This is a genomic window from Pseudomonas sp. FW305-3-2-15-E-TSA4, assembly GCF_058787295.1.
On the sequence record NZ_JBYSZP010000002.1, the window covers coordinates 293,289 to 314,993 of the forward strand.

Consider the following 21,705-nt stretch of genomic DNA (forward strand, 5'->3'; position numbering starts at 1 on the left):
GTTGCAATGATGGCAGATGGCTTTGACGGGCTGAAGGCGACTTTAGTCTGAAACTGACTGGCGATTCTTCGGCCTGCGATGGGCCCAAATCATGCGCTGACCAATGGCTCACGACTGCGAAGCCCCCGATTTCATTGGGCTTAAACGCTGCCATAGGGGTTTTCCCTATACCCCACGGGCCCCGTCCCTACGGCATTTGCGCCTTGAACGAGGCGGTCTAATCCTCCATCATCCGTCACCTGCTTATTCAATGGACGGAATTCAAGGCATGCTGGACGCCAACGCTACCCACATTACCCTTACCCTCGAAGGCGCCTCCGCCGACCTGCAAGTGCTCAGCTTCACCGGTCGCGAAGCCCTCAACGAGCCTTTCCGTTTCGACCTCGAACTGGTCAGCGCCCGCCCCGACCTCAAACTCGAAGAGCTGCTGCACAAGCCCGGCGTCCTGACCTTCGGCGCCACCGGCGAAGGCAAGATTCATGGCCTGGTGTATCGCATCGAACAAGGCGATTCCGGCAAGACCCTGACCCGTTACAGCATCAGCCTGGTGCCGCAGCTGGCCTATCTGCGGCACAACCATGACCAGCAGATTTTCCAGAACCTCACGGTGCCTAAGATCATCGCCCAGGTGCTGGAAGATCGCGGCATTCTGGCCGACGCCTACAGCTTCCAGCTCAACGCCGAGTATCCGCAGCGCGATTACTGCGTGCAGTACGACGAGTCCGACCTGCATTTCATCCAGCGCCTGTGCGAAGAGGAAGGCATTCACTTCCACTTCCAGCACAGCAGCAGCGGGCACAAACTGGTGTTCGGCGACGATCAGACGGTGTTCCGCAAACTCAAGGCCGTGAGCTACCAGCAAGACTCCGGCATGAGCGCCGATAAACCGGTGATCAAGCGCTTCAACCTGCGCCTGGAAACCCGCACCACGCGCGTCAGCCGCCGCGATTACGACTTCGAAAAACCGAAGATCCTGCCCGAAGGCGCGGTAAAATCCGAGTTCGCCCCGGATCTTGAGGACTACGATTACCCCGGTCGTTTCACCACCCGCGAGCGCGGCAAATTCCTCTCGACCCGCGCCCTCGAACGCCATCGCAGCGACTACAAACTCGCCGAAGGCAAAGGTGACGAACCGACCCTGACCAGCGGCCACTTCCTGACCTTGGCCGAACACCCGCGCGCTGAATGGAACGACCTGTGGCTGCTGCTGGAAGTCTTCCACGAAGGCAAACAACCGCAAGTGCTCGGTGAAAACGTCACCAGCGACGTCACCGACAACAAAAGCGATTTCCACCAGGGCTACCGCAACAGCTTTCTCGCCACCCCGTGGGACGCGCACTACCGCCCTGCCCTCGAACACCCGAAACCCAAAGTCCTCGGCAGCCAGACCGCGGTCGTCACCGGCCCGGCCGGCGAAGAAATCCACTGCGACCAGTACGGCCGCATCAAAGTCCAGTTCCACTGGGACCGCGACGGCCAGTCCGACGACAAAACCACCTGCTGGCTGCGCGTCGCCAGCGGCTGGGCCGGCGCCGCCTACGGCGGCATCGCCATCCCGCGCATCGGCATGGAAGTCCTCGTCACCTTCCTCGAAGGCGACCCCGACCAGCCACTCGTCACCGGCTGCCTGTACCACAAGGAAAACGTCGTCCCCTACGACCTGCCGGCAAACAAGACCCGCAGCACCTTCAAAACCCTCAGCTCCCCGGGCGGCAAGGGCTACAACGAGTTTCGGATTGAAGACAAAAAGGGTGTGGAGCAGATCTACATCCATGCGCAGCGGGATTGGGACGAGAACATCGAGCACGACCAGAAGATCCGCGTGGGCAATGAGCGGCATGACACGGTTGAGGCCAACACCTACAGCGAATTCAAAGTCGAAGAGCACCGCATCACCCATTTGAATCGTGTCAGTGAAATGCGCGCAGATGATCACCTGACCGTCGCAGTCACCCAGCACCTCAAAGTAGGCACAGCGCAATTCGTCGAAGCCGGCAGCGAAATCCATTACTACGCCGGCCAGAAAGTCGTCGTCGAAGGCGCAATGGAACTGACCGCCAAAGCCGGCGGCAGCTTCGTCAAGGTCGACGCCGGTGGCGTGACCATCAGCGGTGCCGAGGTGAAGGTCAATACCGGCGGTGCACCGGGTGTAGGTACGCCGGCCGCGCCGTTGCTGCCAGGGCCGATGAAGGTGGCGGATGCGGATAAGGCGGGCAAAGTGCTCATCCCGCTGCCCAAACGCCTCAACGAGTCCGGTATCACGCCGTTGTGCGGCAAACAAAGCAACGGCGCTTGCAGCCGTAAGGATTGCACATGCATGTAAAAACGCTCAGCGCCCTCCTCGAAGCACCACGCTACGCCTTCGAGGATTTGCCGAAAGAAAGCTCCGACCTGAGCCTATGTTTCATCATTGATCGCGTCCGTCAGCCAGAAGCCATGAGCCGCCTCTACCGTGTCGGCGAACCCGTCGACACTCAAGGCCTGTTCCTCAACACCGACTTCGCCGAAATCGCCGCTGACGGTCCTCTCTGGCTGGTCGCACCGTGGGGCAGTCGCCTCGCTGCAGAAGCGGCAGGTCTCTGCGAAGAGAACTTTGCCGGCATCGCACTCACCACAGCAGATCCAGTCAAAGCACTTGCACACGCCCGCTGGCTCCTGCGTGCCAACGATGGCTCCGGCGGTCAAAGTCTGTTGAGTTATCACAAGCCAAGTCTGTGGGCCGCGCTGGCCTACACCGCCGGTGAAAGTTCGCATCAGCTCTACGGCCCTTGGCAACACGTATACAGCCCGGCACCGGTTCACTTCGGGCGCAATCGCGGTCGCTGGCTCAGTTGGCGAGCCCTTTCGGAACTTGAATGGCTGGGCGACGTCTCAGCGTTCAACCTGCCACCAGCAGCGCCAAAGGTTCAGGAGCATCTTGGATGGGTTTACTGGGCAGACGAGCAATACTCTGCCTACGGTGAACCTACCGACGAACAACTGCCCAACCTCGTGGAAAACCTCAATGTGCTGGTTGCCCACAACATTTACGAAGGTCGTCATTTACTGAAACTGGGCCAAATCACCAACGGCCCGCTGCTCGAAACGCAGCCACAGGCAATGGCCATCCTGCAATCCAGGGAAGAGTCGTTCATCAAAGTGCAGCAGTTGCAGAAACTCGATAACAGCGCAGCTTGATGACCCCGTCCGTAAAGAATGAATGGAAGCGAAATGGAACAGAACATCAGCGCAGCAACTAACACCGAGTCAGCACCCACAACAGCAGTAGTCGCTGATGAAGCTTGTGCAAAACCGCCTCGGGATATCGGTGAACAGCCCGAAGCGCCGGAAGATACACCAGGCGATCACGACAAAGTGAAAACGCCCTGCTCCACAGTTTATGGCAGCGCAATTTACGACACTGAGAATGAATCATTCTGGCTGCTGCCGGAGCGGACCAACTCGGCACTAAAAGAAGCTTCCAGCGATCTGGAACAAAAAGTCAGCTCCACCAAATCACCCGAAGAGCGCAAAAAAGGGCTCTACGAATCGGGTCTCCTGGAGTACTTCCTTGAGCCCAAGCTGGCAAACTTTCTTGAGGGCGAAGAGAAGTCCCGGATGTTGGAGATCGAAGCTCAACATCCCAACATAAGCAATTTGGACGCGGCGCTGCTTGAAGCTCAACAGAGCAGGAAAGCCGCAGCACCAGAAGCAGCACCACCTGCGACGCCCCTCACGCGCCTCGAACAGGATCAGATTAAAAGAACCGAAATGATGACCGCCCGTGACGATGCTACTCGCGTGCACGGCATGTACAGTGAATGGCAAAAGCTCAAGCGCACCGCCATTGCCGCAGCCAAAGAAAAAGGCTACGCGTACGAAAGCGGCAGCCTTTATGCGCCGAAAGCCATCGCCGCACGTGAAGCCGTTCAAAAATATCTGAAAGCACGAGAGGCGTTGTTAGAAGACAAGGATCTCACCACGTTAACGTCGGCAGAACTCGCCCCGATGCTCGCTCAGGACAAAAAGCGAATAGATGAGATCGCGATGTGCGGCACCAATAATCAATTGATGCTGTGTACATATGTGCGGGACCAGGAAATCAAACGCAAGGAAAGGAAAGCGACCTATAGCGCTTATCTGGACGCCATCACCGATGTTGCCCAATACGGAATCGCATTGCCCGAGTTTGCATTGATCCCCGAGGGCGGAGCAGTCGAGGGTGGCGTCGACTTGTTCAAGCAGTATCTGGCGCTAGAGAAAGAGCAAAAAGAGGTCAATGAACGCCTCAGTGCCAAGTACAAAGGCTGGATTGAAGCAAGTGGTCGACAAGCCAAGGCGCCCACCAACCTTGTGACCAATGAACGTGCCGCCTGGGACCGGCTGCAGGCGTCAAAAGAAAAGCTACGGCTCCAGGCTGAGAACAACGTGGAAACTGCGACTGTTCGCCGTCATCTGTTGTGGGAGCCAGAACAATTTCAGGCGAGACCTGAAGAGCGTTTGATCAAGAATGGCTTCCCGCTGGCCGAGATGAGCATGGCGGACAGCCTCAACAAGCCGCTCACCTATCTCAGCATGTATTCACTGCCACGACTCAAACAGACCGTAAAGGATGACTGGAAGAAAGTAGGCGCCAAGGTCAAAGATCTGGCGAAGCGTCCGGGCAATAGCGATGGAAAAGCAGCGACCGACACTGAGCTGAGCTTGTTCGGACAGTGGCTGAAAGACGAAGGTGCATTGAGGATCAAGGATCAGGAAAGCGACTGGTTCTCCTCAGAAGGCTGGTTCGAGATCGAAAAATTCAACGCCTACCTTGAAAGCAAGAAGTACAAGGTCACGGCGCTGGAGAATGCTGGTACGCGTAAAGAATGGGGGGATCGATTGCAGCAAGTGTTGTTCAAGGACAACGTACGCAAGACCTTCCGCATTTTCGATATCACTCCGCAGGCACAGCTGGTTCGTTGCCTGATGCCTTCCACCACGAAGATCATCCACTCGTCGACAAAAGTAGAGGGGCCAGATTGGACACTGGCCGAAGGGTTCCAGGCCTCGGCCAAGGCGACCTTTGCCGTTGACCTTGCAAGGGGTGAAGTCGAACTCTTTAAAGTCGACTTGCCAGACCGTGCCAACGCTAAAGATATCGTCATCACCTACCGAAACGCCGAAGACATACAGCAGAAGATGAACCTCGGACGGTTCTCGCTCTATCTAGGCGCGAAGGCTTGGGGCTACGCCGGAGCATCGTTGCTGCTTTCTTCGGAAATTGCACTGGATGTCAGCAACGCTGGCTTCCATTTAGCGCCTCCCGAACCGGTTGTGCGCAACCCCGATAAGCGCAGCTACGCAAGAACTGAGAAAAGTGGCCAAATTAAAAAAGCTCCAGAAAATCTACAGATACAGGATGGCGCAAAAGCCGCATTCAATCTGTTCGCTGGTCTGCAAACCGGGATCATGGTCACCGGAGCGCTGAACTGGGCTCCACCTTCCGAAGTAGCCTTGCTAACCAAAGCCCCCGTTGCTGGTAAAGCCGCAGGAATGAAAGCCAGCGAATGGTTTAGCCTTGCGCGCTTGACCGTGGAACTCAATGCCGCAGCCGGTCTCGGTGCGAGGGCTGAAGCGAGTATTTCCCTGCACGAGGGCCGTCTGATTCTGGTGCTCAAGGCCGCATTGATAGCCGGCCCGGGCGTTGGAGGCTCCTTCAAATTCGAGGTAGGCTACGACGCCGTCACTGAACTGCTTAACATGTTCCGTAGAGAACTTTATAAAAACAAACAGAATCCGTACTTTGTTATTGAAGATAAAACCTACGCGTACCTTTCGAAATTAAATACTCTGGCCATTGGTGGCTTTGATATCCGCATGATTTATCTCATGGGTGCTGATGCCGTGATGACGCTTTATGAAAGCTTGACTGCAACGGGCAAAGGCGGCGCGATAGCTGACACCATTATGTCTTATGACAGACAAGCCGAATTAGAAGAATGGTGTGTAAATGCGATACCTGGTGCGCTTGGACCGCTATTGATGACGCTTATTAGTCCGCCAAGCGAGTTCAATGTTAAGGTTTCAGACTCCTCAGGAAGTTCGGATAAAAAAGAACGCAAATACACTGAAGACGAAGCCTACCTTCTACAGCAGCGCGCAGTCGAATGCATATTAGGCTGGATTGTTAACAATGCGGAAAAACAAGGTTCTATAGAAAAAGCACAGAGTCAATTTGAAGAAATTTGTATGTGCATGAATAAATTTGGTTTAAAGCCGGCAAATGCAGATCAAAAATACTGCGAAAGCCGTTTAGCTCTTGACAACTTTATGAACGAGCCAGTGCTTCGTCTTAAATCAGTATCCGGAGAAGAGATGCGTACGCGCTATAAGAACCACGTTAAACTTCTAGGCGCCAAACGTGACTCATATTGTCAGCGCACCCAATACTCAGGAAGAACATATATCCCTTCGGGAGTAGTAAAGTACATAGCCCCCACCCTTTAAAAATTATCACGAGCACAAAAAAATGCATGTACGACTGCTTTTATTTATTATGCTTTCCCTTTCAAACATCTACGCAGCACAAGCAGAACTAAATACAGAAGACGCACAATCAAAAAGCCAAGGTATTATTCTTTACAACCAACTTAAATTCGAATCTGCGACTCCTTTTTTGCAGAAAGCTTCCGATGCTGGAGATCATGAAGCGCAATATTTCCTAGCAGAAGCATTGAGAAAAAAAAACCACTACATGAATCCTGAGGCAAGAAAGTGGTATGAGGCGTCAGCACAACAGGGTGATCTATATGCGATGATACAATTGGGCCGTACTGAAAATGATATGTGCGATATCACTCAAGACTGCTCGACACCTCAAAAAAAACCTATTGAATGGTTGAATCAAGCAAAAAAAATAGCGCAGGAAAAATCTGAACTCGGCAATGCAGAAGCAATGTACCTAATGTATGAGATCACTCTTGATGAGTCATGGCTGAAAAAAGCCGCACTCGCAGGTGATGCGCAAGCACAATATTGGATCGCAATTGGTTACAAACAGGGTGAAGGTTTTTTCTTGCCATGGAAGCGTTCTGAAGAAATAGAAAAGTGGTTCAAGCTATCTTCCGAAAATGGAAACCCTAAGTCGATGATGGAATACGCAGCTCTGCTTTATGAAAAGGGCGACGTTGACGGCTTTCGTTATTGGAATGAGCAAGCTGCCCTAGTAGGTAATGCTGAATCGGTTTACAACTTCGGGTCGTATCTTGCTCACGAGCCTGATACTTTCGGCTTCCCCTACGATCCTGTGAAAGCATACTCGCTCGTATCCTCCCTCCGCATCTTGGATGGTGGTGGAGGAATGAAAGTTAACGTTGAATACAAACTCCCAATTATTGCTGCAAAACTGACAAGCTCACAAATCTCAGAAGCAAATGAGCTCTCTAAAAAGTGGGCGCTTTCTCACCCTCCGCTGTCATTCTTTCCTGAAAAGCTAAGCCGTTAACTCCCATGAAAATTACTATCGCAGGCTTTTTGCTGGTCACCTTCGCCCCCACCGCACTGGCACTAAGTGACTACGAACTTGCAATGAAGTCTCGCGGCATAACTCTTTACAATCAGTTTAAAACTATCTCTGCAACTCCTCTACTGAGAATAGCAGCAGAGGCTGGAGACCATGAGGCACAATATTATCTTGCTGAGTCATTACGGCAAAAAATAGCTACATGAATCCTGAAGCGAAAAAGTGGTATGAAATGGCAGCTACCCAAGGGGATCTTTATGCAATGATCCAGCTTGGGCGAGTAAAAAATGATCTATGTAAATTATCAGAAGACTGCCCTGCCACAGACAAAATACCATCGGACTGGTTGAATCAAGCATCTAGCATCGCTCAGCCTAAGGCTGAAGATGGAAATACTGAAGCCATGTACATAATGTATGAATTAACGCTCGATACAACTTGGCTAGAAAAGGCAGCCGCAAAAAATCATCAAATCTCACAGTATTTATTAGCTAAAAGCTACAATCAGGGAGACAGCTTTTTCCTTCCATGGAAACGCTCGGAAGCGGTTGAAAAATTATTCAAAGCTTCAGCTGAGAGTGGGTACCCGCCCTCCATGATGGAATACGGAGCCCTTCTTTATGAAAAAGGTGACATTGAAGGCTTCCGTCATTGGAATGAGCAAGCAGCTTTAGCGAGCTACGCCACAACAGTTTATGGTTACGGTTCTGACCTTGCTCATGAGCCAGACACGTATGGATTCCCATTCGATGTCGTTAAAGGTTATGCCCTCGTTTACACATTGAAGGAGCTAGACGGCGGTGGCGGCTTACAAGAAAGAGTAGAGAGTAAGCTACCGAAAATTGAAGCAAAGATGACAGCTGAGCAAATTGCAGAAGGTAAAAAATTTGCAAAAGAATGGAAGGCGACTCACGCACCACTTTCGTTCTACCCGGACAAACTAAGTCGTTGAAAACCTAGCTTAACGTTCAAACGGGAGGAGTAGATGGCGTGGGGGCCGCCCACTCGCATTCCTACTCCCGTTCTCATTCAAGGCATCAAACCGGCGCCTTCCAATCCAGCATCTGCTGCTGTGCCACCTGCAGCAAATCATTGCCGTCCTGCGCCAGCAAGTACAGCGCATGGGTAATGTGTGGAATGTCCTGAACATCACCATGGCGGAAGCACATGCAATGCAGGGTTTCGAGCAGGTCGCTGCAGGCCCGGATGCGCTGGACGGCGGACTCGAGTATGTCTTGGGGGTTAGCTTGGGTGTCGATGACCATTGGCGCGCTGTCGGTGACGCCGCTGTTGAGCGGGTGATAGCGGTTTGGGAGCGGATTTAGTGTTGGCATTTTGATTACTCGATATTTTAGAAAGTAACCGCCAGTACCGTGACCAAACAGTGGGAGGCGGCCGCATGCAGGATTGGTCAACTGAGACAACGCCAAAACTCAGCTCGCCCGAAGGCGCCCTGCACACAGCCGCCATAACAGCGCACTGCAAAGACATAGAAGTCCGCAGCGCAAATGATGGCACATCTGCAATGGTGTCGTGCTCAGGTGACCAAACCCGAGCCGCTGATTTTGCAGCGACGCCAAACCATACCCGCCCTGCTCCCACCGCCGAAAGCAGACAAGGCATCACCCCTTGTAGGAATCGGCCCCGTATCCCCGAGAAATCCTCCCTCTGCCAGACAGCCGGCGTTCAGCCAGGTTAACCATCGCTTAACGCCGCAGTCCAAGACTGTACTGAACCGCACACCTCAGCCCCTGGCTGGCGCCGAGTGCGGCAGGTTCGGCCGTAAGGCGCCGAATGCTTATTCCGTCGCACGGGAGTCCGATTCATGAACATTCGCACGCTATTGCTCACCTCCGCCCTCGCCTGCAGCGCATTCGCCGGGCTGGCTCAGGCCAATGACACCAACGCTGCTACCCAGCCCGTTCCTTACCAGTACGGCATGCGGTTGCATGTGAACAAAGTGATCTCGCTGACCGAGCCACAAACTCAGCAGTGCAAGGTCATCACCGCTGACATGAAGTACATCGACAATGCGGGCAAGCCAGCGGAAATCACCTATCGGAAAATGTCTGACGCCTGCAACTTCCAGAACTGACAGAAGGCTCTGATTTGCGGCTTTGCGGTAGGCGGTGAAGGCTTCGCGGGTTATGCTCGGGGTCACTTCTCACTGCCGCAGGGACTCGCCATGCAGTTGTCGTTTCGCACGTTGTCGATCATCACTGCTTCGTTGTGTTTTGTACTGGCGCTGGTCTGGGGCTTTTTCCCGCAGCTGTTGCTGGCGATCTGGAGCATTGAGTATTCGAGCGCTGCCGGTTTTGTTGCACGGCGCAGTGCGGTGCTGTTTGCGGCGTTGGGGGTGATGTTTTATCTGGTGCGCAGCGCGCCGCCGTCGCTGGGTCGCAATGCCCTGAGCAACGGGTTTATCGTCGGTTGTTTTGGTCTGGCGGTACTGGGTTTTGGCGAATGGCTGAACGGCCACACCGGCCCCGGGATTCTGCTCGCAGTGCTGGTCGAGTTCGCGCTGGGCCTTGGCTTTGTGCAGGCCCGGCGCGTGACGGTCGAACTGGGTGAAACGGTGAGTTAAAGCGCTCTGGAGCGAGGACTGTAATGCTGTGGCGTGGTTTGTTGCGCCAGATCCGAACGCAGGCCGGCAATCAGTTCGTTGATCTCGCGACAGCCATTGAGATGGCTGGCGTCGATACCGCTGACGTGCAGATCAACCTGGTCAGTCTGGTGGTCACCGAAGACCTTGACGGTCATCGACAAGTCAGGCGACAGCGTGCACTGGCAGCGTTTAGGCAAAAAACTGCTTTCAATGATATTGCGTAGTTCCAAGGCAGACAGAAACATGGTGAACCTCTCCTTATTGATGAAACTGCCAATCAACTCTTCACGTTGACCGCTTTTGCTGCCCCTGCACGGGTGTGTCCCCGCTGATTCCCTGGTGCGGCAAACGGTTGTACTGCGAAATGCCCATTGGAGTGTAGGCGCCCGAAGCCGGTGCGCTGCACCTAAGCGACGCATAAAACGTGCCTTTCATCGGGTCATTTCGACCCTCATGAAATCAAGCACTTGGCGCGGTGGCCAGCAGTTGGCCAGTTGCAAAATGCAAGATCGACCCTCCTGAGCACTGCAATTTGCAAGTCGACACCGGTTTGCATTCATCGCTGATGACAGTGAGAATGCCCGACATCCACCCTACACCCGCCAGGAGGCTTTCATGGGTTCTTTACGCGCTCGCGCGACAATCGGTCTGCTCGTTGCCGGCCTGTCCACCCTCGCCCACGCGGCCAAACTCGAAGACGTTGCGCCGTATCCCAAGGCGGAAAACGGCTTCACCCGCCAAGTCATCTATCTGCCCAAACAGGATCAGGAAGAGAACTTTCAGGTTGAAGTGCTCGCCGGCAAAACCCTGGAAGTCGACTGCAATCGCCAGCGCCTGGGCGGCGCTCTGGACGAGAAAAACCTCGAAGGCTGGGGCTATCCGTTCTACCGCCTGGAAAAAGTCATCGGCCCGATGAGCACGCTGATGGCCTGCCCACCCGGCACCGCGAAGAAACGCGCCTTTGTCCCGGTTGTTGGTGACGGCTTCATGCTGCGCTACAACAGCAAGCTGCCACTGGTGATCTACGCCCCGAAAGATGTCGAGGTGCGCTATCGCATCTGGTCGGCTTCGGACAAGGTCGGCACTGCCATTGCGGAATGACCTGAACAGGGAGCGCCAAACGTGATTACCTGCCATGTGCGATACGTCATCGATCCGTACCAACTGACCGAATTCGAGGCCTACGCCAAGGCTTGGCTGGGCATCGTCGAGCGTTTGGGCGGCACGCATCACGGCTATTTCCTGCCCTCCGAGGGCGCGAGCAACATCGCTTATTGCCTGTTCAGCTTTCCTTCGCTGGCCGATTACGAAAGCTACCGGCACATCGCGCTGACCGACCCGGAAAGCACGGCGCTGGTGGAATCACTGGTGCAGAAGAAATTCATCGTCAGCTACGAGCGCAGTTTCCTGCGCCCACTGCTGCCCTGAGTGTTATCACGCCGGCACGCCGCACACCGCGGCGCGCTCGGCGACGTGGCGCAGGCTGTCGAAGTTGATGTTGGCGCCGGAGTCGATCGCGACGAAGGTCTGCTCGCGAACACCGCTGCGCGCCACGTATTGCTTGATGCCGGCCACCGCCAATGCCCCGGAAGGCTCGGTGATCGAGCGGGTATCGTCGTAGATATTCTTGATCGCCGCGCACAGCTCGTCATTGCTGACGGTGACCACCTCGTCCACGCAGAACCGGCACACCTCAAAACCATAAGCGCCGATCTGCGCCACCGCCACGCCATCGGCGAACGTTCCGACACTGGGCAACACAACGCGCGCATCCGCTTGCAGCGCCGCCTTCAGGCAGGCCGAATGCTCCGATTCGACACCGATGATCCGTACCTCCGGTCGCAGGTATTTGACGTACGCCGCGATGCCGGCGATCAGCCCGCCCCCGCCCACCGGAACGAAGATCGCATCCAGCGGCCCCTGATGCTGACGGAGGATTTCCATGGCCACCGTGCCTTGGCCGGCGATCACGTCCGGGTCGTCGAATGGAGAGACAAAAGTGCGCCCGGTCTGCTCGGCCAGTTGCAGCGCATGGGCCAGGGCAAACGGAAAACTCTCGCCGTGCAGCAGCGCCTCGGCGCCCCGACTTCGGACCCCAAACACCTTGAGTTCGGGCGTGGTTGAGGGCATGACGATGGTCGCCGCGATCCCCAGCTCCCGCGCTGCCAGCGCCACGCCTTGGGCATGATTGCCCGCCGAAGCGGTGATCACCCCGCGTGCTTTCTGCGCATCGCTCAATTGCACCAGCTTGTTGTAGGCGCCACGGATCTTGAAGGAGAACGTCGGTTGCAGGTCTTCGCGCTTGAGCAGGACCCGGTTGCCCAGCGCCTCGGACAGCGCCGGCGCAGCTTGCAACGGCGTGCGCACAGCAATGTCGTAGACCGGCGCGGCGAGGATCCTTTTCACGTACTGCTCAAGCAGGGTTTGTTGGTCGGGGCTGTGCGGCATGGTCGTCTCCTGACGTTTTGATCAGAACCCCGGAGACAGAAAATAAAAACCCGCCTCTAGGGCGGGTTGGGTGCTGCAGTCGTGAGCTAGCCCGCCAAATGAGGAATGGCGGTAATAATGCTTGGCTGGCAGCGCAATACGGTGGAGGTCATGGGCCTGAAATTAGCCCGGCGGCGGCCGGCGAGTCAATGGCTTATTTGCGGACGCCAAGGTAGGCTGGCGATTCTGCTCATCACCCCCAAGGAAGGAATGCATGATGTCTGTCGCCCTGGCCCTCACTGCGTTGATTGCGTTTACTGGCTACACCGTATCGGTGATGCTCCAGGCCGAACAGTCGTTGATCGACTTCGGCCTCAGCCTGATGTCGCGTCCGGACACGGCGCAGGTGGTGATTGATCTGTATCTGATGGCGACGCTGGCCGGGGTATGGATGGTCAAGGACGCGCGAGCGCGAGGAATGTCGATCTGGTCGGTGGTGCCGTATCTGCTGCTGACGGCGGTGTTTGTGTCGATTGGGCCGTTGTTGTATCTGGTGGTGCGTGGGGTTCGGGAGCGCCGGAAAGTGATTGTGCCAGATCCAGCGGGCTGATCCTGAGCCTCCGGTGCTGCTGAAATAGCTTTCGCGAGCAAGCCCGCTCCCACAAGGGATTTGTATCAGGCACAGATCCCGTGCCAACCCGCAATCCACTGTGGGAGCGAGCTTGCTCGCGAAGGCGTCGGCCAAGTCACAACAGATCACTTGGCCAACCGCCGCAACCCAAACAACATCCCCCCCGCCCCCAACAACATCACCAGCAGAAACAACGGGTAAGAAATCCACCACGGCGTGCCTGCCGTCATCATGCTGAATTCCGACATCCCGCCAATGCTAGCAATCAGGTTCAACGGCAGAAACACCACGTTGATCAACGTCAGTTTGCGCAGCAGGTTGTTCATGCTGTTGTTCATCAGATTGCCGCGCGCATCGATCAGCCCCGAGAACACCGTGGAGTAGATCTCCGCCTGCTTGTAGCACTGGTTGTTTTCGATGATCAGGTCGTCGATCAGCCCGATCGCTTCACTGCCGAAATGCTGTTTTTCCGCATGATTGCGCAGCCGCGTCAGCACCGCGCCGTTGCTGTGCAGGGCATTGATGTAATAGATCAGGCTTTCGCTGAGATTAAACATCTGCACTAGATGCTGGTTCTGCATCGAGGCGTTGAATTTCTGTTGCAGCTCGCGGGCAACCAGTTTGATCACCTTCAGATGGCCGAGGTAGTGATGGATGTTGTTGAACAGCAAATCGAGCAACACATCCAGCGGCGCGTTGAGCGGCTGGCGCGTGCCGATGCCGTGCAACGGCGTGTCGTCGGTGGCGATCACCAGCAGTTGCCCGGGAGCGAACAGCAGGCCGCAGGACGACACCTCAAACGCCAGGCTGCCACCGCCGGAATAGTTTTCCGGACGTTTCCAGATCAGGAATAAATGATCAGGGTGAAACTCGATTCGCGAGACCTCGTCCGGGTCCAGCGCCGAGGCCAACGCGTGTTCGTCGACCTTGTAGTGGCTGTGCAGCAAATCGCGTTCGGCCGCATCGGGATTGCTGAACAGCATCACCTCGGCATCCAGCCGCTCGACCCGCTGCAACGCGCCATGACTCAATGCGAAACTGCTGATCATCGGCGCGTCACCAGGCCTGGCCGCGACGCTTGAGCTCCAGCCGTCGCACGAACTCCTCCAGCACCAGTGAATACAGATCGTCCTGCAAGTAGGCGTCTTCGATACCGGCATCGAGGTTGGGGTTGTCGTTGACCTCGATTACTACCACTTTGTCGCCGGCCTGTTTCAGGTCCACGCCGTAGAGGCCATCGCCGATCAGGTTGGCGGTCTTGACCGCCAGTTCCACCACCGCTCGCGGCGCCTCGTGCACGGCCAGGGTGCGACACTCGCCGTTGATGTCCTGGCCCTTGGCTTTGTGGTTGTAGATTTGCCAGTGTCCCTTGGACATGAAGTATTGGCAGGCGAAGATCGGTTTGCGGTTGAGCACGCCGATGCGCCAGTCGTACTCGGTGTAGAAAAACTCCTGAGCCAGCAGCAACACCGAGTGCTCGAACAGTTCGGCGGTGGCTTCGAGCAATGCCTGCTGGCTTTCGACCTTGATCACTCCGCGAGAAAAACAGCCATCGGGGATCTTCAGCACCAGCGGAAAACCGAGGCGTTCGCCGACCCGCTCGAAGTCTTCCGGTCGTTCCTTGTAGAGAATTTCGGTGGCGGGCATGCCCAGTTGGTGGCTGTTGAGCAGGTCGGTCAGATACACCTTGTTGGTGCAGCGCAGGATCGACGTCGGATCATCCATGACCACCAGCCCTTCGCTTTCGGCTTTTTTTGCAAAGCGATAGGTGTGGTTGTCGACGCTGGTGGTCTCGCGGATCAGCAAGCCGTCGTACTCGGCGATCCGCGCATAATCCCTGCGCTCGATCAGTTCGACGTCGATGCCCATGCGTTTGCCGACCCGCACGAAGTTTTCCAGCGCCTTGGCGTTGGATGGCGGCAAGGCTTCCTGCGGATCGTGCAGGATCGCCAGGTCGTAACGCGCCACTTGTGGCGAGCGTGGCGCCCGCCAGACTTTGCGGCTGAAGCCGTCCAGCGCATTGGCGAACTGATCTTCCTGGTCATCACGCAACTTGTGCAGAGCGCCGGACTTTATGCCTTCGATGTGCCAACCGTTAGTTCGACGAAACTCAACTAACAGGATCGGACAAGGAAACACTTCGAATAACTGTCGAGCCAGATCCTGCAGCGGCTCGATATGCGTCTTGCCGAAGTAAAGTGTCAGAGTAAAACCTTCGGTATCGCTGTAGAGATGATGACTGAGGGCCTTTTCCAGGGTTTTATCGAGATCGTCCAGTGCCAGACCGTAAAGCGATTTTTTTGTCAGCTCGCTGATGGTGCGCACCGAGGGAATCACTTTGTGGCCGCGGGCTTCAGCCAGCAGCGAGCAGTAGTAACCGTGGCCCAGGTACTTGTAGCTGCGGCACAGATTGATCACCTGCACCCGCTTGCCCGGCTCGCTGTCACGGGTTTGCTCGAGGTATTCCTGAGCCGTGACGATGTCCTCACTGGGAAAGTACGAGGCCCAGTCTTCCTTGCGTTCGACGATAATCAACACTTGACTGGAAGTTCTGATGGCTGGATTTAAAAAAGTTGCCGCCGGCAAACTTTGCTCGGATACTTCGCGCCAATGACCCTGTACCGCTGACATAGAGATTGATCCGTTGGAGAACAAGACCATTTCTATTAAGCACGAAGTTTTTCGAAAGTCCCGTTTCGTTACGCAACTTTTACGGTGGTCATATGAATGCTGTTTTTCGTTTGGCGGTAGTTGAAGATCTGCCAGCGCTGCTGGCCCTGGAAATGCAATGTTTCACCACCGACCGGCTCACCAGCCGCAGCTTTCAATGGATGATCACTCGCGCCCACGCGCAGCTAATGGTCGCCGAGATCGACGGTCGATTGCTCGGCTACGCACTGGTGCAGTTTCATCGCGGCACCTCGCTGGCGCGCCTGTACTCGATCGCCATTGCTGGCGAGGCTCGCGGCAGCGGTTTGGGCAAACAGTTGCTACAACGTATCGAGGCCTGCGCCGTCGAGCATGACTGCGCATACCTGCGCCTTGAAGTGCGTATCGACAACCCCACCGCCATCGCGCTTTACGAGCGCAACGGCTACCGACGCTTTGCGTTGATTCACGATTACTACGAAGACCACGCCGATGCGTTGCGTCTGGAAAAGCGCATTGTTCAGCACCGTGACTCGCGCAACATCAAGGTGCCCTATTACCCGCAAACCACTGAATTTACCTGTGGCCCGGCTTGCCTGCTGATGGCCATGGGCGCGCTGCAACCTGAGCGCTTGCTGGAGCGGCGTGAGGAATTGCAGATCTGGCGTGAAGCGACCACGGTGTTCATGACCTCCGGCCATGGTGGCTGCAGCCCCCAGGGCTTGGCACTGGCGGCCTGGCGACGGGGTTTTAAGGTGCGTTTGCAGCTGAGTATGGCCGGGCCATTGTTCCTCGATGGCGTGCGCGATGAGCATAAAAAAGACGTCATGCGCCTGGTGCACGAGGAGTTCACTGCGCAAATGCACGAAACCGACATCGATCGGCAGATTGGCACCCACCTGGATTTGCCGAAGTTGTTACAGGCTGGCGGACTGCCTCTGGTGCTGATCAGCAGCTATCGCCTGACCCGTTCCAAGTCACCGCACTGGGTGGTGGTCACCGATTGCGATGAAGACTTTGTGTATCTGCACGATCCAGATGTCGATCACAGCCAGCATCGTCAGCCGATGGACTGCCAGCATGTGCCGGTCAGCCATGGCGAGTTTGAGAAAATGAGCCGGTTTGGTCGGGGGAAATTGCGCGCGGCGGTGGTTTTGTATGCCCGGAATGAAATCTCTGGCTGACCCGTTGTAGTGAGGGGATTTAGCGAAACGTCGCACCGCCCCGATGGCGCGAAGCGGGCCCTCCTGAATTTTTAAGGGCCTGCTGCACAGGCCATCGGGGATAAATCCCCTCACTACAGTTGAGACTGAGTGTCTGAAGTGAAGTTATTTCAGACCGATTTTGTACAACGAACCATCCTGTTCATCCGTCAGCACGTACAGATAGCCATCCGGCCCCTGCCGCACATCGCGAATCCGCTGTTTCAGCTCACCCAGCAGCCGTTCCTCGTGCACCACCTTGTCCCCGTCAAACTGCAAACGAATGAGCTCCTGACTAACCAGCGCGCCGATAAACAGGTTCTGCTGCCAAGGCTTGAAGCGGTCAGCGTCATAGAACGCCATTCCGCTGACACCGGGTGATTTTTCCCAGACATGGTGTGGGTCAACCGCGCCCTCGACGCTCTTGCCCTTGGCTTCCGGGATCGGTTGCAGCGAGTAGTTGATGCCGTGGGTCGCCAGCGGCCAACCGTAGTTCTTGCCGCGCTCAATGATGTTCACCTCATCGCCGCCACGGGGGCCGTGTTCGTTTTCCCAGATAGTTCCATTCCACGGATTGAGCGCCGCGCCCTGCGGATTGCGCTGGCCGTACGACCAGATTTCCGGACGCACGCCGGACTGGCCCACGAACGGGTTGTCATCCGGCACCTTGCCGTCGGGGAAGATCCGCACGACCTTGCCCTGCAGCTTGTCGAGATCCTGCGCGGTCGGTCGGTCGTTGTTTTCGCCCAGGGTGATGAACAGATAACCGTCGCGGTCGAACACCAGTCGTGAGCCGAAGTGGTTGCCGGTCGAGAGTTTCGGCTCCTGACGGAAGATCACCTTGAAATCGCTGATCGTCTTCAGGTCATCCGACAGCCGCCCACGCCCCACCGCCGTACCGGCCTTGTCCCCGGCACCACCGCCCTCGGCGTAGGACAGATAGACCAGACGATCCTGTTTGAAGTCCGGCGACAGCACCACGTCGAGCAAACCGCCCTGGCCCTTGGCCCAGACCTTCGGCACGCCACTGATGGGCTCGGAACGCTTGCCGTCGGCTGTAATCAGCCGCAGGGCTCCCGGGCGCTCGGTCACCAGCATCCCCTGACGATCCGGCAGAAACGCCAGCGCCCAAGGGTGCTGAAGGCCTTGAGTAATCGTGGTGACTTCAAGGGTGCCCTGCTCGCTTTGCAACTCTTGTGGAGCAGCGGCGAAAGCTGGAGCGCTGATCAGCGCGCCGGCGCACAGCGTGGCTAGAAGGGTTTTACGCAACATGCACGATTCCTTTTGTTCATTTCAAAGGCTGACAGGAACGCAGTCCCGCCGTTCAACGGTTGCTGTCTCCATCGCGTGGCGGTGGGTTGGGGATGAATTTGGGAGGCGTACTCGGCACCGAGCGTTGCTGCTGACCATTGCCAATCCCGCCGTTACCAACGGTGGGCGTACTGGGCGCCGGCACGGTATTCGGCCCGCGAATCGCCGGCGCGCTGGGCTGCGTGCCCTGCATGCTGTTGGGATTGGCCCGGCGGATCGGGCTGTTGTAGGGATTGTTGTTGGTGCCGGTGGGACTTTGCGCCAGCAATAGCGGCGCGGACGGTGCCGCGACGTCGGCATGCGCCAGACCGGCCCCAAGGAGCAGAACGATAATGCCTGGCAGTATTCGGTTCATGGGGTGGCCTCTCGATGCACAGGTGATAGAGCCTTCGAGTCCACGCTACGCCCCGGGTTCGGATTTGTTAACCCGTAGCCCTTAAACAAGATGTAACACGGCTTGACCGGCAACGCCGCGCGCCACGCAAATGCCGGAAACTTTCGCACTGCGCCACAGGTCACCTGATCATCACTTGGAGAACTCACCATGGCTCGGGCAATCTGGAAAGGCGCGATCAGTTTCGGACTGGTACACATCCCTGTCGCGCTGGTGTCGGCAACCTCTTCGCACGGCGTGGACTTTGACTGGCTCGATAGCCGCAGCATGGATCCGGTGGGCTACAAACGGGTGAACAAGGTCACCGGCAAGGAAGTCACCAAGGAGCACATCGTCAAAGGTGTGGCCTATGAAAAAGGTCGCTACGTGGTGCTCAGCGAGGAAGAGATCCGCTCGGCGCACCCGGTGTCGACGCAGACCATCGACATTTTTTCCTTCGTCGATGCCGAGCAGATCCCGCTGCAGAACATCGACACGCCTTATTACCTGGCCCCGGACAAACGTGGCGGCAAGGTCTACGCCTTGCTGCGTGAAACATTGAGCAAAACCAACAAGGTCGCCCTCGCCCGTGTCGTCCTGCACACTCGGCAATATCTGGCGGCACTGATGCCGCTGGAGTCGGCGCTGGTGCTGGTCAAACTGCGCTGGCCGCAAGAGGTGCGCGGCCTAGACGAACTGGAACTGGGCAGCGAAGTGACCAAGCCACAACTGGCCAAGGGCGAGTTGGACATGGCTAAACGTCTGGTGCAGGACATGAGCGGCGACTGGAGCCCGGAGGATTACAAGGACGAGTTTGAGGACAAGATCATGGCCCTGGTCGAGAAAAAGGCCCATGAAGGCAAGATCGAAGATGTCGAGACCGTGGGTGGCGAGGAAGAGCGCAAGTCTGCGGATGTTATCGACTTGACCGAGTTGCTTAAGCGCAGCCTGGGCGGTAAAGCGCCGGCCAAAGCGAAGGCAAAAGACAAGCCTGCCAGCAAGGCAGCCCCGGCGAGAAAGACCAAAAAGGCCTCGGGGGAGTAATCAGATGCGGTTCCTGTCAGGAAGCTGACAGGTTGGCTTTGAGAGACTCATCGCTCCCACAGTTGAAATGCGTTCTTTCCTGAACTCACATTCCACTGTAGGAGCCAGCCTGCTGGCGATGGCATAACCAGGCGCGATACACCGGTCAGATCAAAATGAAGATCGCCAGCAAACCGCCGAAGATCGCCCATTTTTCCATGTAGTAACGCGCACGATTACGCTTCTTCAGCTCTTTACCGCGCAGGCGAACCTTGTAGATTTTGGTAAACAGGCGGTTGATCCCGCCAGTGCGGTCACCAGCGTCATTCGGCGCACCGGCCGCCGACATCACGGTACGGCTGAACCAACTGTTGAACGCCGCCGCCCAGCGATATTTCATCGGGCGCTCAATGTCGCAGAACAGGATGATGCGGTTTTTGTCGGTGGTGTTTTCGGCGTAGTGGATGTATGTCTCATCGAACATTACCGCCTCGCCGTCGCGCCAGTGGTAGCTCTCGCCGTCGACATTGATGTAGCAACCGGCGTCGTTCGGCGTGTCGAGACCCAGGTGGTAGCGGTACGAACCGGCATACGGGTCACGGTGGCGAACCAGTTTCGAACCCGGTGGCAGCTCGGCGAACATCGCCGCCTTGATCGAGCCGATGCTCTGCACCAGCTCAGTGGTGCGTGGGCACAGCTTCATCGCCGACGGATGGCTCTCGCCGTACCATTTCAAGTAGAAACGCTTCCATCCACTTTTGAAGAACGAATTGAAACCGACGTCATCGTACTGATTCGAGCGCTTGATCTCACCGGCACGCAGCAGATCCTGCCCTTCCTGGCGAATTTCTTCCCAATGCGCCTGCAACGGGCTCAGGTCCGGAAACTCGGACGGATCGAGATACGGTTTGTTCGGCTTCTTCGAAAACAGGTAAAGGAAGCAGTTGATCGGGGCCAGAAACGTCGAGTGATCGCTCAGTTGACGGCCCAGTTTGTGACGCACACGGCCACGAAGGTGAACGTATGCAATCGAAATGACATAAATAGCGGCAATGATGAGTTTCACGGAAATCGTCACACGTCAAAAGTGAACAAACTGCGCGCCTGCCGGCCGGAGGCCCAGGGTCTATGCAGTGGCATGAATACAGATACTATCCCGGTGGCACTTCCTTGAGCCCATGCCGTTAGCGGCTATTGGGTAATCGGATGGCATTTTAGCCATACTTTGTAACCAATGGTGAACCTGATCTGTTAAAAACTGTCCGCAGAATCTGCCAAACGGCAGGCGCGACAATACGCTCGTGCAGGTGCAGGAGTGCTGACGCAGAACAAAACCAAAGGTTGGAATACGCTTCGACCGAGGTCGCTATGCCGTGCCCACGGACGATATTGTGGTCGAGTCCGATAGGTTGACCATGGACGCCATGCTGCCTAAGGGCCCCGCCGTCATGATCCGTTACCTGACCTTCGGCGCGGCCTCTGCTGGAGATGCTGCCTTAGAACCGGCAACCGATTAATCGAAAGCGCCATTCAGCACTTCGTAAATAAGCCCGCTCGCAATGGCTACCAGAATCAAGTCCGTGCCCGCCTGCCGCCATTCGTAGCCATCGTAATGAGGCAGGCGCCCCGCCAGTCTCCCATCCAGTTTTTTGGCGATACCCGGCGGCAACGGCTTGCCGCGCGCCAGATTCTTCTGAATACCGGGAGGCAGCGCCGGCCCGGGACTCCAGTAGTCTCTGTAGCCGTTGAGCACTGTCAGCACACCGCTTCGATCAACCACAGGTGCATGATCCCAGTTGCCCGAACTGGATCCTTTGTTTTTGCCCCCTTGATTGCCATGTCCCTGACTGTTCTGCGGGCCGCCCTTGCCATTCCCTTTGCCGTTGCCGTTGCCATTGCCATTGCCATTTCCCGGATCGGCCAGTGCCGTTACAGAACTCACCGCCAAGGCCAGACAAGCAACAGACGCAACAAGTAAGCGTTTTTTAAACATGACCGTCC

The 21,705-nt window shown here is 56.4% G+C and carries 21 protein-coding genes and 1 pseudogene; 13 read left to right on the forward strand and 9 right to left on the reverse strand.

The genetic code is table 11. The annotated features are described in order from the left end of the window. Positions 1–268 precede the first annotated feature (268 nt). The 6 genes from AC3WMV_RS03680 to AC3WMV_RS03705 are packed head-to-tail and all read left to right on the forward strand — an operon-like array spanning position 269 to position 8,435. Positions 269–2,323 carry a type VI secretion system Vgr family protein gene (locus AC3WMV_RS03680; RefSeq protein WP_103367014.1) on the forward strand — a complete coding sequence of 685 codons (2,055 nt, stop codon included), beginning with the start codon at positions 269–271 and terminating at the stop codon, positions 2,321–2,323. After that, the gene (locus tag AC3WMV_RS03685; RefSeq protein ID WP_103367013.1) at positions 2,314–3,177 is read left to right on the forward strand and encodes a DUF4123 domain-containing protein; all 864 of its coding nucleotides are present in this window, start codon (positions 2,314–2,316) and stop codon (positions 3,175–3,177) included. The genes AC3WMV_RS03680 and AC3WMV_RS03685 overlap by 10 nt, the downstream gene beginning before the upstream one ends. 33 nt (positions 3,178–3,210) lie before the next feature. Then, positions 3,211–6,468, forward strand: coding sequence for a hypothetical protein (locus AC3WMV_RS03690; RefSeq protein WP_103367012.1), 3,258 nt, complete (start codon positions 3,211–3,213; stop codon positions 6,466–6,468). A gap of 22 nt (positions 6,469–6,490) precedes the next feature. Beyond that, a complete protein-coding gene (locus AC3WMV_RS03695) occupies positions 6,491–7,465 on the forward strand; it encodes a tetratricopeptide repeat protein (RefSeq protein WP_103367011.1) in 975 nt (324 codons plus the stop codon). Positions 7,466–7,470: 5 nt separating this feature from the next. Then, the gene (locus AC3WMV_RS03700; RefSeq protein ID WP_256584844.1) at positions 7,471–7,689 is read left to right on the forward strand and encodes a hypothetical protein; all 219 of its coding nucleotides are present in this window, start codon (positions 7,471–7,473) and stop codon (positions 7,687–7,689) included. Then, complete coding sequence (locus AC3WMV_RS03705) at positions 7,686–8,435, forward strand: tetratricopeptide repeat protein (protein WP_256584845.1); 750 nt, start codon at positions 7,686–7,688, stop codon at positions 8,433–8,435. The genes AC3WMV_RS03700 and AC3WMV_RS03705 overlap by 4 nt, the downstream gene beginning before the upstream one ends. An 85-nt stretch (positions 8,436–8,520) precedes the next feature. Here the strand turns inward: AC3WMV_RS03705 and AC3WMV_RS03710 are convergent, their stop codons facing one another. Beyond that, the gene (locus AC3WMV_RS03710) at positions 8,521–8,817 is read right to left on the reverse strand and encodes a hypothetical protein (protein ID WP_103367010.1); all 297 of its coding nucleotides are present in this window, start codon (positions 8,815–8,817) and stop codon (positions 8,521–8,523) included. Between the two features lie 491 nt (positions 8,818–9,308). Here AC3WMV_RS03710 and AC3WMV_RS03715 point away from each other — a divergent pair, with 491 nt between their 5' ends. Together AC3WMV_RS03715 and AC3WMV_RS03720 are read left to right on the forward strand one after the other, a co-directional pair. Continuing rightward, positions 9,309–9,578: a DUF2790 domain-containing protein gene (locus tag AC3WMV_RS03715; protein WP_103367009.1), complete on the forward strand. Its 270-nt coding sequence runs from the start codon at positions 9,309–9,311 to the stop codon at positions 9,576–9,578. Positions 9,579–9,668: 90 nt separating this feature from the next. Then, complete coding sequence (locus AC3WMV_RS03720; protein WP_103367008.1) at positions 9,669–10,067, forward strand: hypothetical protein; 399 nt, start codon at positions 9,669–9,671, stop codon at positions 10,065–10,067. Here AC3WMV_RS03720 and AC3WMV_RS03725 read toward each other — a convergent pair. After that, positions 10,064–10,333, reverse strand: coding sequence for a DUF1652 domain-containing protein (locus tag AC3WMV_RS03725; protein ID WP_007964586.1), 270 nt, complete (start codon positions 10,331–10,333; stop codon positions 10,064–10,066). The genes AC3WMV_RS03720 and AC3WMV_RS03725 overlap by 4 nt on opposite strands. A 370-nt stretch (positions 10,334–10,703) precedes the next feature. On the opposite strand from AC3WMV_RS03725, the gene eco reads away from it, so the two are divergent. Both eco and AC3WMV_RS03735 read left to right on the forward strand, forming a co-directional pair. Next, the gene (eco, locus tag AC3WMV_RS03730) at positions 10,704–11,189 is read left to right on the forward strand and encodes a serine protease inhibitor ecotin (protein WP_096796565.1); all 486 of its coding nucleotides are present in this window, start codon (positions 10,704–10,706) and stop codon (positions 11,187–11,189) included. Between the two features lie 21 nt (positions 11,190–11,210). Next, on the forward strand, positions 11,211–11,516 hold the full coding sequence (locus tag AC3WMV_RS03735; protein WP_003225174.1) for an NIPSNAP family protein: 306 nt from the start codon (positions 11,211–11,213) through the stop codon (positions 11,514–11,516). Between the two features lie 30 nt (positions 11,517–11,546). Here the strand turns inward: AC3WMV_RS03735 and ilvA are convergent. Then, positions 11,547–12,536, reverse strand: a pseudogene (ilvA, locus tag AC3WMV_RS03740) (threonine ammonia-lyase, biosynthetic); the annotation flags it as partial. A gap of 253 nt (positions 12,537–12,789) precedes the next feature. On the opposite strand from ilvA, the gene AC3WMV_RS03745 reads away from it, so the two are divergent. After that, entirely contained in the window at positions 12,790–13,125 is a 336-nt protein-coding gene (locus AC3WMV_RS03745) for a DUF2834 domain-containing protein (protein WP_103367006.1), read from the forward strand. 146 nt (positions 13,126–13,271) lie between these two features. On the opposite strand, the gene AC3WMV_RS03750 is transcribed toward AC3WMV_RS03745, so the two are convergent. After that, a complete protein-coding gene (locus tag AC3WMV_RS03750; protein WP_103367005.1) occupies positions 13,272–14,195 on the reverse strand; it encodes a magnesium transporter CorA family protein in 924 nt (307 codons plus the stop codon). A gap of 7 nt (positions 14,196–14,202) precedes the next feature. Further along, positions 14,203–15,777, reverse strand: a complete 1,575-nt coding sequence (locus AC3WMV_RS03755) for a RimK family ATP-grasp domain-containing protein (RefSeq protein ID WP_096796561.1) — start codon at positions 15,775–15,777, stop codon at positions 14,203–14,205. Between the two features lie 92 nt (positions 15,778–15,869). Between AC3WMV_RS03755 and rimI the strand changes: the two genes are divergently transcribed. Continuing rightward, a complete protein-coding gene (rimI, locus tag AC3WMV_RS03760) occupies positions 15,870–16,979 on the forward strand; it encodes a ribosomal protein S18-alanine N-acetyltransferase (protein WP_103367004.1) in 1,110 nt (369 codons plus the stop codon). Between the two features lie 144 nt (positions 16,980–17,123). On the opposite strand, the gene AC3WMV_RS03765 is transcribed toward rimI, so the two are convergent. Beyond that, entirely contained in the window at positions 17,124–18,269 is a 1,146-nt protein-coding gene (locus AC3WMV_RS03765) for a PQQ-dependent sugar dehydrogenase (RefSeq protein WP_103367003.1), read from the reverse strand. Between the two features lie 52 nt (positions 18,270–18,321). Then, the gene (locus tag AC3WMV_RS03770; protein WP_097087364.1) at positions 18,322–18,663 is read right to left on the reverse strand and encodes a hypothetical protein; all 342 of its coding nucleotides are present in this window, start codon (positions 18,661–18,663) and stop codon (positions 18,322–18,324) included. A 189-nt stretch (positions 18,664–18,852) separates the two neighbouring features. Between AC3WMV_RS03770 and ku the strand changes: the two genes are divergently transcribed. After that, positions 18,853–19,725, forward strand: a complete 873-nt coding sequence (gene ku / locus AC3WMV_RS03775; protein WP_096796557.1) for a non-homologous end joining protein Ku — start codon at positions 18,853–18,855, stop codon at positions 19,723–19,725. A gap of 145 nt (positions 19,726–19,870) precedes the next feature. Here ku and lpxO read toward each other — a convergent pair whose 3' ends face one another. Both lpxO and AC3WMV_RS03785 read right to left on the reverse strand, forming a co-directional pair. Continuing rightward, a complete protein-coding gene (lpxO, locus tag AC3WMV_RS03780) occupies positions 19,871–20,770 on the reverse strand; it encodes a lipid A hydroxylase LpxO (protein WP_027612715.1) in 900 nt (299 codons plus the stop codon). A gap of 447 nt (positions 20,771–21,217) precedes the next feature. Further along, positions 21,218–21,697, reverse strand: coding sequence for an anti-virulence regulator CigR family protein (locus tag AC3WMV_RS03785; protein ID WP_103367002.1), 480 nt, complete (start codon positions 21,695–21,697; stop codon positions 21,218–21,220). Positions 21,698–21,705: the final 8 nt, after the last annotated feature.